Origin of the sequence: Xanthomonas protegens, assembly GCF_038442435.1 — a bacterium.
GTDB classification, from domain to species: Bacteria; Pseudomonadota; Gammaproteobacteria; order Xanthomonadales; family Xanthomonadaceae; genus Xanthomonas_A; species Xanthomonas_A sontii.
Map to the genome: position 1 here is coordinate 218,411 of NZ_JAQJCQ010000001.1, position 14,263 is coordinate 232,673.

9 protein-coding genes are annotated in these 14,263 nt (G+C 69.6%); 8 read left to right on the forward strand and 1 reads right to left on the reverse strand.

Annotation, left to right across the window (positions count from 1 at the left end; translation table 11 throughout):
• The first annotated feature begins 83 nt into the window (after positions 1-83).
• The 6 genes from PIQ37_RS00965 to PIQ37_RS00990 all read left to right on the forward strand — a co-directional run bounded on the left by PIQ37_RS00965 (position 84) and on the right by PIQ37_RS00990 (position 8,927).
• Positions 84-1,325: a ribosomal protein uL16 3-hydroxylase gene (locus PIQ37_RS00965; RefSeq protein ID WP_342072014.1), complete on the forward strand. Its 1,242-nt coding sequence runs from the start codon at positions 84-86 to the stop codon at positions 1,323-1,325.
• 7 nt (positions 1,326-1,332) lie between these two features.
• Positions 1,333-2,220, forward strand: a complete 888-nt coding sequence (locus PIQ37_RS00970) for a GNAT family N-acetyltransferase (RefSeq protein ID WP_342072015.1) — start codon at positions 1,333-1,335, stop codon at positions 2,218-2,220.
• A gap of 185 nt (positions 2,221-2,405) precedes the next feature.
• Positions 2,406-5,231, forward strand: coding sequence for a 2-oxoglutarate dehydrogenase E1 component (locus PIQ37_RS00975; protein ID WP_342072016.1), 2,826 nt, complete (start codon positions 2,406-2,408; stop codon positions 5,229-5,231).
• Between the two features lie 47 nt (positions 5,232-5,278).
• Positions 5,279-6,493, forward strand: coding sequence for a dihydrolipoyllysine-residue succinyltransferase (gene sucB / locus PIQ37_RS00980; protein WP_342072017.1), 1,215 nt, complete (start codon positions 5,279-5,281; stop codon positions 6,491-6,493).
• A gap of 185 nt (positions 6,494-6,678) precedes the next feature.
• A complete protein-coding gene (gene lpdA, locus PIQ37_RS00985; protein ID WP_342072018.1) occupies positions 6,679-8,115 on the forward strand; it encodes a dihydrolipoyl dehydrogenase in 1,437 nt (478 codons plus the stop codon).
• A gap of 218 nt (positions 8,116-8,333) precedes the next feature.
• Positions 8,334-8,927 carry an LOG family protein gene (locus PIQ37_RS00990; protein WP_017913415.1) on the forward strand — a complete coding sequence of 198 codons (594 nt, stop codon included), beginning with the start codon at positions 8,334-8,336 and terminating at the stop codon, positions 8,925-8,927.
• A 492-nt stretch (positions 8,928-9,419) separates the two neighbouring features.
• On the opposite strand, the gene PIQ37_RS00995 is transcribed toward PIQ37_RS00990, so the two are convergent.
• On the reverse strand, positions 9,420-12,305 hold the full coding sequence (locus tag PIQ37_RS00995) for a bifunctional diguanylate cyclase/phosphodiesterase (RefSeq protein WP_342072019.1): 2,886 nt from the start codon (positions 12,303-12,305) through the stop codon (positions 9,420-9,422).
• 217 nt (positions 12,306-12,522) lie between these two features.
• On the opposite strand from PIQ37_RS00995, the gene PIQ37_RS01000 reads away from it, so the two are divergent.
• Entirely contained in the window at positions 12,523-13,077 is a 555-nt protein-coding gene (locus tag PIQ37_RS01000) for an RNA polymerase sigma factor (protein WP_160946038.1), read from the forward strand.
• Entirely contained in the window at positions 13,074-14,234 is a 1,161-nt protein-coding gene (locus PIQ37_RS01005) for a hypothetical protein (protein ID WP_342072020.1), read from the forward strand. Before PIQ37_RS01000 ends, PIQ37_RS01005 begins: the two co-directional genes overlap by 4 nt.
• The last annotated feature ends 29 nt before the right edge of the window (positions 14,235-14,263 follow it).

Genomic DNA, 14,263 nt, shown 5'->3' on the forward strand with positions numbered 1-14,263 from the left:
CACCAAACCGGCGGACAATGGCGGGGTCGGCCGGCGCCGCTGCGCCTGCCCTTTACCTTCCGCGTCGCAAGGACCCACCGCACATGGCTGCCCGCAAGACCGCCGCTCCCGCCTTCGAACTCCACGCCCGCCCCGGGCAACCGCTGGGCATGCCCGCGGCGACCTTCCTGCGCGACTACTGGCACAAGCGCCCGTTGCTGATCCGCAATGCCTTCCCCGGCTTCGTCTCGCCGATCGAGCCGGGCGACCTGGCCGGCCTGGCCTGCGAGGAAGCGGCGCTGTCGCGGCTGATCGAGCACGACCGCGCCAACGACCGCTGGCGCGTGCGCAGCGGCCCGTTCCAGGAGCACGAATTCCCCGGCATGCCCGACCACGACTGGACCCTGCTGGTGCAGGACGTGGACAAGTGGGACCCGGACATCCGCGCCCTGCTCGAGCAGTTCCGCTTCCTGCCGCGCTGGCGGGTGGACGACGTGATGGTCAGCTTCGCCGCGCGCGGCGGCTCGGTCGGCGCGCACGTGGACCACTACGACGTGTTCCTGCTGCAGGCCCACGGCCATCGCCGCTGGCAGATCGACGCCAGCGTCGCGCTGGGCCGCCCGGCGCCGCCAACCGACTTCCGCGACGACGTCGAGCTGAAGCTGCTGCGCCAGTTCGACCCGACCCACGACTGGGTGCTGGGGCCGGGCGACATGCTGTACCTGCCGCCCTTGGTGCCGCATCACGGCGTCGCCGAAGACGCCTGCCTGACCTTCTCGGTGGGCATGCGCGCACCGTCCTCGGCCGAGCTGATCGCCGATTACCTGGACACCCTGATCGACGGCGCCGACGAGGCATTGCGCTACCACGACGAAGACCTGCAGGCGCCGGCCGACCCCTACGAGATCGATGCGGCGGCGATGGGCCGCGTGGTCGAGGCGCTGAACGCGCTGCGCATGAACGACCCGGACAAGCTGGGCGCCTGGTTCGGCCGCTTCATCACCACCTACCGCGCCGCCGGCGACATCCTGCCGCCGGCTGGCCTGCCCCCGGCGGAGGAGATCGCCGCCGCGCTGGAGCAGGGCCTTGTCCTGCAGCGGCACCCGTGGGCGCGGCCGGCGTGGCGGCGTACCAGCCGCGGCGCCATGCTGTTCTGCAGCGGCCAGGAGTTCGCGCTGCCGGTCAAGGACGCCAAGCGCCTGGCCGCGGCCGAACACATCGACGGCACCGACTACGCGGCGCTCTCGGCGGCCGGCAGGCAGACCCTGCTGGAGCTGATCGAAGGCGGCTTCTACCAGCCGCTGGAGGCCGAGGACGCGCCCGACGAGGACGCCGACCCGGCCTGATCCGACCATGTCCGGCCCCGGTGTCCGCATCGCTGCGCTCGACCCCGTCCGCGACGGCGCCGAACTGCGCGCGCTGCGTGCCGCGGCCGGCACCGCCGTGGACCTGGCCGACGCCGCCGACGCGCTGGGCGAGCATCTGGTCGCGCGCAGCGAGGACGGCCACGCGGTGGGCGCGGCCCGGCTCGGCGCGGACCGGCGGATCGCCGCGCTGGCGGTGCTGCCGGACTGGCGCGGGCGCGGCGTCGGCAGCGCGTTGCTGCGCGGCCTGATCGAGGAAGCGCAGCGCCGGCACTGGCCGCAACTGGAACTGCAGGTGCCGGCCGCGGCACTGGCGTTCTGCGCCCGCCACGGCTTCCTGCCGCCGCCGGGCGACGTGGCCGCCACCGCGGAGGCCGTGCCGCTGCGCCGCCGCTTCGACGGCGCCGTGGCGGTGGAGGACGCGGCGATGGCCCTCGCCGCCAGCATCGCGGTGCTGGCGCAGGCCCGCCGCCAGGTGCTGATCCACAGCCGCGCACTGGATCCGGGCCTGCTCGACGATCCCTGCGTGCTGGAGCAACTGCGCCGCTTCGCGGTCGCCGGGCATGCCAAGCAGGTGCGCGTGCTGCTGCACGACGCGGCCGCGCCGCAGCGTGCCGGTGCGCCCTTGCTGGGGCTGGCGCAACGCCTGCCCAGCGTGTTCCAGTTCCGCGAAGTCAGCGATCCGGTGGACCGCAGCGACGCCACCGCCTACCTGGTCAACGAGGGCGGCGGCTACTACTTCCGTGGACTCGGTCACCGTTACGACGGCGAGACCGACCTGCTCGGTGGCGGCCGCGCACGCCAGTTGCGCGCCACCTTCGACCGGGTCTGGGAGCGTGCGCGCCCATGCAGCGAACTGCGCGCCCTGGGCTGGTGAGGCAGCCGGACCGACGCCGCTGCGCGCGCCACGGATGAACCGGGATCGGCCTTGCCCACGCCGAATGCACACCCCGGCTGGTTCATGGGGGTATAATTTTTGCGCTTGATTACGCCCGTGCGGCCCTCGCGTCCGCCGGTTCCTGCCGCAAGCCACCCCAAACAAAGCGACCGCACCCCACCATCGTGGACAATCTACTCAAGCAGTTTGCGCAGTCATCGCAACTCGCCGGCGGCAATGCCGCCTATATCGAAGACCTGTACGAGCAGTATCTGGTCTCTCCCGACAGCATCGATCCCAAGTGGAAAACCTACTTCGACGGCTTCCAGGGCCGCGATGCCGGTGACGTCCCCCACTCGGCGGTCATCGCCCACATCGCCAGCGCCGCGCGCCAGGCCGCCAACAGCGGCACCGGCCCGAGCGGCGACGAGCGCGAGCGCCATGTCGGCCGCCTGATCACCGCCTACCGTTCGCGCGGCCACCTCGGCGCGCGGCTGGATCCGCTGGGTCTGACCCCGCCGGTGAACCCGCCGGACCTGGGCCTGCCGTTCCACAGCCTGTCGGAAAGCGATCTGGGCAGCGAGTTCAGCACCGGCGGCCTCGGCGGCCAGCCGCGGATGAAACTGCGCGACCTGCTGGCGCGGCTGAAGGCGACCTACACCGGGTCGATCGGCAGCGAGTTCATGCACATCTCCGAGTTCGAACAGCGCCAGTGGATCTACCAGCGCCTGGAGAACGCGGGCGGCAACATCGCCGGCGACACCGCCAGCCGCCGCCGCACCCTGGAGCGGATCACCGCCGCCGAGGGCCTGGAGCGCTACCTGCACACCAAGTACGTCGGCCAGAAGCGCTTCTCGCTGGAAGGCGGCGACTCGCTGATCCCGATGATGGACGTGCTGGTGCAGCGCGCCGGCAGCGACACGGTCAAGGACATCGTGGTCGGCATGGCCCACCGCGGCCGCCTCAACGTGCTGGTCAACACCCTGGGCAAGAACCCGCGCAAGCTGTTCGACGAGTTCGAAGGCAAGTTCGAGCACGCCCACGACGACCGCGCCCACACCGGCGACGTGAAGTACCACATGGGTTTCTCCGCCGACGTGGCGGTGGCCGACGGCAAGTCGGTGCACCTGGCGCTGGCGTTCAACCCCTCGCACCTGGAGATCGTCGATCCGGTGGTGGTCGGCAGCGTGCGTTCGCGCCAGGAGCGCTACGGCGACGCCGCGCGCAAGTCGGTGCTGCCGGTGATCATCCACGGCGACGCCGCGTTCGCCGGCCAGGGCGTGGTCATGGAGCTGTTCCAGATGTCGCAGGCGCGCGGCTTCGCGGTCGGCGGCACCGTGCACATCGTGGTCAACAACCAGATCGGCTTCACCACCAGCGCCCGCGACGATGCCCGTTCCACGCTGTACTGCACCGACGTGGCCAAGATGATCGGCGCGCCGGTGTTCCATGTGAACGGCGACGATCCGGACGCGGTGGCGTTCGTGGCCAACCTGGCCTACGACTTCCGCCAGCAGTTCAACAAGGACGTGGTCATCGACCTGGTCTGCTACCGCCGCTGGGGCCACAACGAGGCCGACGAGCCGGCGGCCACCCAGCCGGTGATGTACCAGACCATCCGCAAGCACAAGACCACCCGCGAGCTGTACGCCGCCCAGCTGGAAAGCGAAGGCGTGCTGCAGGCCGGCGAGGCGCAGGCGCTGGTCGACGGCTACCGCAACAAGCTCGACTCGGGCGAGTACACCACCGAGCTGGCGACCCGCAAGCCCGACGAATTCGCCATCGACTGGTCCAAGTACCTGTCGGGCAAGCTGACGGACAAGGTCGACACCACGGTCAAGCGCAAGACCCTGGACCAGCTGGCCAAGATCATCACCACCATCCCGGGCGGCGTCGAGCTGCACCCGCGCGTGGCCAAGATCTACGAGGACCGGGTGAAGATGGCCGCCGGCGAACTGCCGGGCGACTGGGGCTTCGCCGAGAACCTGGCCTACGCCACCCTGCTGGGCGAAGGCCACAAGCTGCGCCTGGTCGGCCAGGACGCGGGCCGCGGTACGTTCTTCCACCGCCACGCGATCCTGCACGACCAGAAGACCGACAGCTACTACCTGCCGCTGCGCCAGCTGGTGGAGAACCCGGAAGACGCCACCGTGATCGACTCGCTGCTCAGCGAGGAGGCGGTGATGGGCTTCGAGTACGGCTACTCCACCACCGATCCCAATGCGCTGTGCATCTGGGAAGCGCAGTTCGGCGACTTCGCCAACGGCGCGCAGGTGGTGATCGACCAGTTCATCGCCGCCGGCGAAGCCAAGTGGGGCCGCATCTCCGGCCTGTCGCTGTTCCTGCCGCACGGCTACGAAGGCCAGGGCCCGGAGCACAGCTCCGCGCGCCTGGAGCGCTTCCTGCAGCTGTGCGCGCTGGAGAACATGCTGGTGTGCGTGCCCACCACCCCGGCGCAGGCCTTCCACATGATCCGCCGGCAGATGCGCATGTCCACGCGCAAGCCGCTGGTGGTGATGACGCCCAAGTCGCTGCTGCGCCACAAGCTGGCGGTGTCGACCCTGGAAGAACTGGCCGACGGCGAGTTCCAGCACCTGATCCCGGACGCCAAGGCCGACCCGAAGAAGGTCAAGCGCGTGGTCGCCTGCTCGGGCAAGGTCTACTACGACCTGCTCGAGGACCAGACCAAGCGTGGCCAGGACGACGTCGCCATCCTGCGCGTGGAGCAGCTGTATCCGTTCCCGCGCGAGCTGCTGTCGGCCGAACTGAAGCGCTACGGCAATGCCACCGACCTGGTCTGGTGCCAGGAAGAGCCGCAGAACCAGGGCGCCTGGTACCAGATCAAGCACCACCTGCAGGCCTGCCTGGCCGACGGACAGAGCCTGCACTACGCCGGCCGCGCCCGTTCGCCGTCTCCCGCCGCCGGCCATTTCGCCGAGCACGTGGAAGAGCAGCTGAAGCTGGTCGCCGATGCGCTGTTGAATCCGTTCAACGACCAAGTCGCTGAATAACCCCCCTTTCACACTTCAAAAAAGACACCACTAGGACGCCCCCTGCAATGGCCACCGAAGTCAAAGTTCCGGTACTGCCCGAATCCGTATCCGATGCCACCATCGCCAGCTGGCACAAGAAGGCCGGCGACGCGGTCAAGCGCGACGAGAACCTGGTGGACCTGGAGACCGACAAGGTCGTGCTGGAAGTGCCCTCGCCCGTCGATGGCGTGCTGAAGGAGATCAAGTTCGAGACCGGCGCCACCGTGACCAGCTCGCAGCTGCTGGCGATCATCGAGGAAGGCGCGACCGCCGCTGCGGCGCCGGCCGAGGCCAAGGTTGCCGATGCGCCGAAGGCCGAAGCGCCCAAGGCCGCCGCCGCGGAAGCGCCGAAGGCCGCCAAGGCCGATGCGCCGAAGGCTGCCGGCGACGTCTCCAGCCTGCCGCCGGGCGCGCGCTTCAGTGCCATCACCGAAGGCGTGGATCCGTCGCAGGTCGAAGGCACCGGCCGCCGCGGCGCGGTGACCAAGGAAGACATCCTCAACTACGCCAAGAACGGCGGCGCCGGCAAGGCCAGCGGTGCGCGTCCGGAAGAGCGCGTGCCGATGACCCGCGTGCGCAAGCGCATCGCCGAGCGTCTGATGCAGTCGAAGAACTCGACCGCGATGCTGACCACCTTCAACGAGGTCAACCTGGCCAAGGTCTCCGCCGCGCGCAAGGAACTGCAGGACGAGTTCCAGAAGGCCCACGGCATCAAGCTCGGCTTCATGAGCTTCTTCGTCAAGGCCGCGGCCAACGCGCTGCAGCGCTTTCCGCTGGTCAATGCCTCGATCGACGGCGACGACATCATCTACCACGGCTACAGCGACATCTCCATCGCCGTGTCCACCGACAAGGGCCTGGTCACGCCGGTGCTGCGCAACGTCGAGCGGCAGTCCTTCGCCGACATCGAACAGGGCATCGCCGACTACGCCAAGAAGGCGCGCGACGGCAAGCTGAGCCTGGAAGAACTGCAGGGCGGCACCTTCACCGTGACCAACGGCGGCACCTTCGGCTCGCTGCTGTCGACCCCGATCATCAACCCGCCGCAGAGCGCGATCCTGGGCATGCACGCGATCAAGGAGCGTCCGATCGCCGAGAACGGCCAGGTCGTGATCGCGCCGATGATGTACCTGGCGCTGTCCTACGACCACCGCATCATCGACGGCAAGGACTCGGTGCAGTTCCTGGTCGACATCAAGAACCAGCTGGAAAACCCGGGCCGGATGCTGTTCGGTCTGTAAGCGCCTGAAGCCCCTCTCCCACCGGGAGAGGGGTTGGGGTGAGGGTACGACCGCACTGGACAACGCCCAGCGCCCGCCCTCCAACCCTGCAAGCCACGGCAGCTCGCCCCGCTCCGCCGCACCCTCATCCGGCGCTACGCGCCACCTTCTCCCGGCGGGAGAAGGGAAAGGCAAAGGATTCTGAAATGGCTGAAAATTTCGACGTCGTCGTCATCGGTGCCGGTCCCGCCGGCTATCACGCGGCCATCCGTGCCGCCCAGTTGGGCCTGAAGACCGCGTGCATCGACGCGGCGCTCGGCAAGGACGGCAAGCCGGCGCTCGGCGGCACCTGCCTGCGCGTGGGCTGCATTCCGTCCAAGGCGCTGCTGGATTCCTCGCGCCAGTTCTGGAACATGGGCCACCTGTTCGGCGAGCACGGCATCAGCTTCAAGGACGCCAAGATCGACGTCGCGGCGATGGTCGGGCGCAAGGACAAGATCGTCAAGCAGTTCACCGGCGGCATCGCGATGCTGTTCAAGGCGAACAAGATCACCCCGTACTACGGCTTCGGCGAACTGCAGCCGGGCAACGTGGTCAAGGTCAAGCAGCACGACGGCAGCGAAGTCGAGCTGAAGGGCACCAACGTGATCCTGGCCGCCGGTTCGGATTCGATCGAACTGCCGTTCGCCAAGTTCGACGGCGAGACCATCGTCGACAACGTCGGCGCGCTGGACTTCACCGAGGTGCCCAAGCGCCTGGCGGTGATCGGCGCCGGCGTGATCGGCCTGGAACTGGGCAGCGTGTGGAAGCGCCTGGGCGCCGAGGTCACCATCCTCGAAGCGCTGCCGGACTTCCTGGCCCTGGCCGATGCCGAAGTGGCCAAGACCGCCTTGAAGGAATTCAAGAAGCAGGGCCTGGACATCAAGCTCGGCGCCAAGGTCTCCAAGACCGAGGTCACCGGCAAGGGCAAGAAGCAGGAAGTGGTCGTCACCTATAGCGACGGCGAAGGCGAGAAGACCCTCAACGTGGACAAGCTGCTGGTAGCCGTCGGCCGCCGCGCCGCCACCAAGGGCCTGCTGGCCGACGGCACCGGCGTCAAGGTCAACGAGCGCGGCCAGATCGAGGTCGATGCGCACTGCCACACCGGCGTCGACGGCGTGTGGGCGATCGGCGACTGCGTGCGTGGGCCGATGCTGGCGCACAAGGGTTTCGAGGAAGGCATCGCGGTCGCCGAACTGATCGCCGGCCTGCCCGGCCACGTCAACTTCGACACCATTCCGTGGGTCATCTACACCGAGCCGGAAATCGCCTGGGTCGGCAAGACCGAGCAGCAGCTCAAGGCCGAAGGCGTGCCGTACAAGGCCGGCAGCTTCCCGTTCGCGGCGATCGGCCGTGCGGTGGCGATGGGCGAGCCCGCGGGCTTCGTCAAGGTCATCGCCCACGCCGAGACCGACCGCGTCCTGGGCATGCACCTGGTCGGCGTCGGCGTCTCCGAACTGGTCCACGAAGGCGTGCTGACCATGGAGTTCAACGGCTCGGCCGACGACCTGGCGCGCATCTGCCACGCCCACCCCACCCTGTCCGAAGCGATCCACGACGCGGCCATGGCGGTGAGCAAGCGGGCGATCCATAAGGCTAACTGAGGCTGGGATTGGGGAGTCGGGATTGGGGATTCGCAAAAGCGTCCCTCTTCCTGCCCCGCCCGGCAATCGCACAGCGCCGGGCACATGCCCGGCGTTGTGCTTTGCGGATCGCCTCACGCGTGAAGCGATCAAGCGATGAACCGCGCCCGCTCCGTCAGCCTCAGCGCCCCGACGAACCCACCGCTTTTACGAATCCCCAATCCCAACTCCCGAATCCCATGAAAAGCATCTGCGTCTACTGCGGCTCCAACGCCGGCAACAAGCCCGCCTATGTCGAACGTGCCACCGCGCTGGGCACGCGCATCGCCGAGCAGGGGCTGCGCCTGGTCTATGGCGGCGGCAATGTCGGCCTGATGGGCACCGTTGCCAATGCGGTGCTCGCCGCCGGCGGCGAGGTCACCGGCGTGATTCCCAAGCAACTGGCGGACTGGGAAGTGGCGCACCGCGGCCTCACCGAGCTGGAGATCGTCGGCTCGATGCACGAGCGCAAGTCGCGCATGTTCGACCTGTCCGACGCCTTCGTCGCCCTGCCCGGCGGCTTCGGCACCATGGAAGAAATCTTCGAGATGCTGACCTGGCGCCAGCTCGGCATCGGCAACAAGCCCTGCGCCTTCCTCGACGTGGAAGGGTTCTACGCGCCGCTGATCGGCATGATCGATCGCATGGTCGAAGAGCGCTTCCTGCACCCGGACCAGCGCGCCGACCTGTGGTACGGCAGCGACATCGACACGATGCTGGGCTGGATGCGCGAGTACACGCCAGCGCAGGCGTCGAAGTGGATTGACGAGAAGCGCCGTAACGCGCTGCGCTGAGAGCATCTCTGATCGGCGGTAAGCATCTGGCGCGTGGCGACGCGTTACAGATTCCGGCGCCTCACTGCTTCCATGGCGCGGATTGATGAAAAGCGACGCAACGCGTTGCGCTAGGAGCGCCTGAGGGGCGGCGGGATCATGGCGTGGCGACGCGTTACCGACTCCGACGCCTCACCGCCACTGCGGCGCGGATCGACGAGAAGCGCCGCAACGCGTTGCGCTGAAACCTAAGGCAACGTGTCGGCGGCAAGCGCCGGGCGCTTGGCGTCACGACGGGAACAGTCCTGTAGGAGCGGCTTCAGCCGCGATGGGGCTTTACCAGGAACGCCCGGTCGCGGCTGACGCCGCTCCTACACGACAAGCTGCGATGACGAAATGCTCAGTCGCTCCAGCGGCTGGGGGATGACGGAGGCGCGCATCGAACAAACGCGCCGCAACGTCTCGCGCTGGGGGCCAACACGCGCATGCGGACGCGCTCGGCACGTGGCCGCCTCAGAGCGGTTGCGGCGCGGCGGCCGGGCGCCCAAGCAGATAGCCCTGCCCGTAGTCGCAACCCAGTTCGCGCAGGGTTGCCAGTTGCTGTTCGGTCTCGATGCCTTCGCCCACCGTTTCGATGCCCAGGGTGCTGGCCAGGGCGAGAATGCCGCGCACCAGCGCGTGGCTGCCGGTGCTGCCCTCGTCCTGCAGGCCGGCGACGAAGCTCTGGTCGATCTTCAGCACCGAGATCGGGAAGCGGTGCAGGTAGGACAGGGCCGAGAAGCCGGTACCAAAGTCGTCCAGTTGCGCCAGCACGCCGCGCTCGCGCAGCGCCTGCAGGATGGTCAGGGTGCGCGGTGCGTCGTCGAGCAGCGCCACCTCGGTGATCTCCACGCGCAGCCGGCGCGGATCGGCGCCGGCGGTGTCGATCAGCCCGAACAGCCGCTCGGTGAAATCCGGCGAGCGGAAGTGCCGCGGCGAGACGTTGACCGAGACGTAGCCGCCCTCGCTCTGCGCCAGGCGCCGGATCACCTGCGCGTACAGCAGCCAGTCCACCTGCTCGATCAGGCCGCTCTCCTCGCCCAGGTCGATGAACTGGCTCGGCACCAGCAAGCCACGACTTTCGTGGCGCCAGCGCAGCAGCGCTTCGTGGCCGATCACCTCGCCGTCGCGCAGGCGCACGATCGGTTGGTAGAACGGCTCGAAGTCGCGGTTGTTGATCGCCCGGCGCAGGTCCGCCTCCAGATCCAGGCTGCGCAGCGCCGCCTCGCGCATGGCCTCGTCGAACACCACGCAGCGATCCTGCGTCTGCGCCTTGGCCCGGTACATGGCCGCGTCGGCGTCGCGCAGCATCTCCTCGCCGTTGTGGTAGCGCGGATGCCAGGCGGCGATGCCCAGGCTGCCGGACGGGAACAATTCGCGGCCGGCCACCCACATCGGCTGGCCGAGCACGTGCAGCAGGCGCCGCGCCAATTCGCGCGCGCCGTCCAGGCCGTGCTCGCACGGCGTCAGCACCGCGAACTCGTCGCCGCCCAGGCGCGCCACCACGTCCTGGCCGCGGATCGTGGAGACGATGCGTTTGGCCACCTGCACCAGCATCTCGTCGCCGGCGGCGTGGCCGATGCTGTCGTTGACCAGCTTGAACCGGTCCAGATCCAGGAACAGCACGGCGAAGGTCCTGCCGCCGCCGCGGGCGCGGGAGATCGCCTCGCTGAGCCGGTCCAGCAGATGCGATCGGTTCGGCAACCCGGTCAGCGCATCGTGCAGCGCCTGATGGGTCAGGCGCTGCTCGGCACGCCAGCGTTCGGCGATCTGCGCCAGCAATTGCTCGTTGACCTCGGCCAGTTCGCGGGTGCGTTCTTCCACGCGCTGCTCCAGCTCCGCGTGCGCCAGCCGCAGCCGTTCCTGCGCGCGCTGCCGCGCCAGGCCACTGCCGACGTTGTGCGCGACGAAGGTCAGCAGGCGCTGGTCGTGCTCGGTGAACCGCACCTTGGCGATGTAGCTCTGCACCACGATCGCGCCGATCACCTCGCCTTCGTCGAACAGCGGCACGCCCAGCCAGCTGTAGGGGCGCTGGCCGTACTCCTGTACCTCGCCCTGCGCCAGCAAGGCGTCGATGTCGGGAAGTTCGAGCAGTTGCGGACGCCGCACCCGCATCACGTACTCGGTCAGTCCGCGGCCGCGGCGCCGTTGCGGCCGGTAGGGAGTGAACTCGTCCACCGAGTACACGAACTCCAGCATCGTGTCGTCGTCGGACAGCAGCGCGATGTACAGGTTGCGCGCGTCGATCAGCCCGCCGACGATGGCGTGCACCTCGGTGTAGAACTGCTGCAGGCTTTCCGAGCGGATCGCCAACTCGGCGATGCGGAACAGCGCCAGTTGCAGCGTCTCGGCGCGCTTGCGCTCCTGGATCTCGTCCTGCAGGTCGCGGTTGGCGCGCTGCAGTTCCTGGGTCCGCAGGTGCACCCGCCGCTCCAGTTGCACCTGCGCATGGCGCCGGTCCATCGCGGTCTGCACGTGTTGCGCCACGTAGGCCAGCAGCGCGCGGTCGGCGTCGGTGTAGCGCAGCGCGTAGTCGTAGTTCTGCACCACGATGGCGCCGCACACGCGGCCCTCGCGCAGCATCGGCACGCCCAGCCAGTCGCGGCTTTCCGGGCCGTGTTCGGCGTTGTAGCCCACCTGCAGGCGTTCGCGCACCTGCTCCGAGGGCCCGCGCACCGCGCGGCCGTGGCGCAGCAGTCCCACGGTGAGGCTGTGCGGCATGTCGCGCAGCAAGTAGGTCTGCTCCGGATCGGCGACGAAGTCGTCGTGGCGGTCGGAGAAGTACAGAAAGCGCATGCTCTGCTGATCTTCGTCGTATTCGACGATGTAGCAGTTCTCCGCGTACATCAGCGATTCCAGGACCGCATGCACGCGCTGCAGCATCTGACTCATTTCCAGATCGGCGCCGGCCAGGTCGGCGATCTCGTACAGCGCCTGCTGCAGCTGCTTGGATTTCTCCAGGCCCTCGATGCGCGCGCGCATGCGCTCGGTGTCGAGCAGGTTGAGGCCGAAGGCGACGGCGGCATCGCACCAGGCCGCGCGTTGCGCTGCGTCCAGGGGCTGCGCCAGCTCCGCGCCGATGGCCACGCAGGCGCCTTCGGCGGTGCGGTGCACGTGCAGCACTGCCGGCACCGTCGACGGCAGCGGCGCGGTGTCGACCAGCGCCTCCGCGACCAGCGCCTGCAACCACCCCGGCGCCTCTGCGCTGGCGCCGTGCAGGCGGCCAACCACTCCGTCGCCGCAGCCGATCGCCACGGCGCTGCCGGGCGGCAGCAGGCCGCACAGGGCCTGCGCCGTGCGCGCGGGGGCATGGCCGCCGGATGGGTCTTCGCGGACCGTGGTGGACGAATTGAACAGCATCGACGACAACTCCTGCAGGGCCCCCCGGAACTGCTCCACGCTCGCCCTTCACCACCAGCATACCCGTTGCATGAACCGATCGACGCCCGATCGACCCCGAAGTGTCGCGATAGGCGTTTGTCTACCCATGTTGTCCGAATTTCCGCCATCGACGCCCTCTCCCGGGCTCCCGCCTCCCGACTATGCGGCGGACCGGCGAACGCTTAGGCTTGCCGCCGTGGACGCCCCGGTCGAAGCGAGCGACGAAGCCCTGATGCTGGCCTATGCCGCCGGCGACGCACGCGCGTTCGAGACCCTGTACCTGCGCCACCGCGGCCGCCTGTACCAGTACCTGCTGCGGCAGCTGCGCGACCGGGCGCTGGCCGAAGAGCTGTTCCAGGACGTGTGGCAGCGGGTAATCGCCGCACGCCTGGACTGGCAGCCGCAGGCCGCATTCACCACCTGGCTGCTGCGCATCGCCCACAATCGGCTCGGCGACCATTGGCGCGCGGCCAAGCACCGCCCGCCGGCGCCGGCCGACGCCGACCTGCGCACCGCCCGCGTGCAGGACCCCGACACCCCGGAGCGGCAGTTGTCCGCCTTCGAACAACGGCGCCAGTTGCAACTGGCGCTGGATGCGCTTCCCGAGGAGCAACGCGACGTGCTGCTGCTGCGCCTGGAGCAGGAATTGAGCCTGGACGAGATCGGGCAGATCACCGGCGTCGGCCGCGAGACGGTCAAGTCGCGGCTGCGCTATGCGATGGACAAACTGCGCGCGAGGCTGGGCGGATGAGCGCCGACGAACCGCTGACCCCGGAAGAGCGCGCGCTCGCCGAACGCCTGCGCCTGGGCCGGCAGGCATTGCCGCCCCCGGCGCTGGATGCGGCGATCCTGGCTGCCGCCCGCGCAGCGGTCGCGCCGGGCGCCGTCGAGATCGCGGAGTATCCCAGCAGCGCCGCCGAACGGGCGCGGGCGCAGGCCACCGCCGCGATGCCAGCGTCCATCCCCCCCGCCCGCTCCACCTCGGCCGAACGAGACCCCGCGCCTGCATCGCGCACCGCCGCATCGGCGTCGCGGTCACGCTGGCCGACCTGGCTGGGCCTGGCGGCCTCGCTGGTGCTGGTGGCCGGCATCGCCTGGCGCGCACGCCCGCCGGTGCCCTCGGCGCCGATGCCGTCGGCAGCGCCTGCTCCAGCAGCGACGCCTGCCACCGACGCCCCCTCTGCACCAGCCGCATCGCCGGCACCGACCTCCGCGGAGCCGGCACCGGCTGCCACCGCGCCGGCGGCCCCCGAGGTCACAGCGCCCGCCCCTGTGGCCTCGGCGCGCAGGGAAGCCGAAGCACCTGCCGCGCCGCTGCTGGAGGCGCAGGCGCGCAAGCCGGTGCCCACGAAGAACCTGGCCCCTCCCGCGTCACCGGCGATGGTCGCGCCCGCTGCACCGCCGGCACCGGCACCGGCACCACCGCCACCGTCACCGGCGATCGCGGCAGACAACAGCGAGCCGGCTGCCGCACCGGCCACCGAACAGCAAGCCGCCCCCGCCGCCATGGCCTTGCGCGCACCGGCGCGCGCGGCAACGACGCAGGACACCTGGGCACGCAGCGCGCCCACCGACGACGCCCGCCAGGCCAAGCTGGCGGCCGCCGCGCGCGCGCAGGCCGCTGCCACCGGATCGTCGGAGGCGCTGTCGCTGCAACCTTCCACATCGTCTGCCGCGCCCGCCGCCGCATCGGCACAGCCCCGGTCCTTCGCTGGCGCCTCGGCGGCCGCAGTGGAAGTCGCCGTGGAGGCCGACGCGCAATTGCCCCCGCGGCGCTGGCTGCAACGGATCCGCGAGCGCCGCGACGGCGGCGAACTGGACGTCGCCCGCGCCAGCCTGCTGCGCTTCCAGCGCACCCACCCGCACCGCACGGTGCCCGCAGACCTGCGCACGCTGCTGCAGGACTGAGCCACGCGCTGCCGGCGCCTGCGCCGCAG

Bases quoted from the DNA above. Each gene is read 5' to 3' on its own strand.
- PIQ37_RS01005 (WP_342072020.1), top strand. From the start codon at position 13,074: ATGAGCGCCGACGAACCGCTGACCCCGGAAGAGCGCGCGCTCGCCGAA.
- PIQ37_RS00970 (WP_342072015.1), top strand. From the start codon at position 1,333: ATGTCCGGCCCCGGTGTCCGCATCGCTGCGCTCGACCCCGTCCGCGAC.
- PIQ37_RS00995 (WP_342072019.1), bottom strand. From the start codon at position 12,305: ATGCTGTTCAATTCGTCCACCACGGTCCGCGAAGACCCATCCGGCGGC.
- sucB (WP_342072017.1), top strand. From the start codon at position 5,279: ATGGCCACCGAAGTCAAAGTTCCGGTACTGCCCGAATCCGTATCCGAT.
- PIQ37_RS00990 (WP_017913415.1), top strand. From the start codon at position 8,334: ATGAAAAGCATCTGCGTCTACTGCGGCTCCAACGCCGGCAACAAGCCC.
- PIQ37_RS00965 (WP_342072014.1), top strand. From the start codon at position 84: ATGGCTGCCCGCAAGACCGCCGCTCCCGCCTTCGAACTCCACGCCCGC.
- lpdA (WP_342072018.1), top strand. From the start codon at position 6,679: ATGGCTGAAAATTTCGACGTCGTCGTCATCGGTGCCGGTCCCGCCGGC.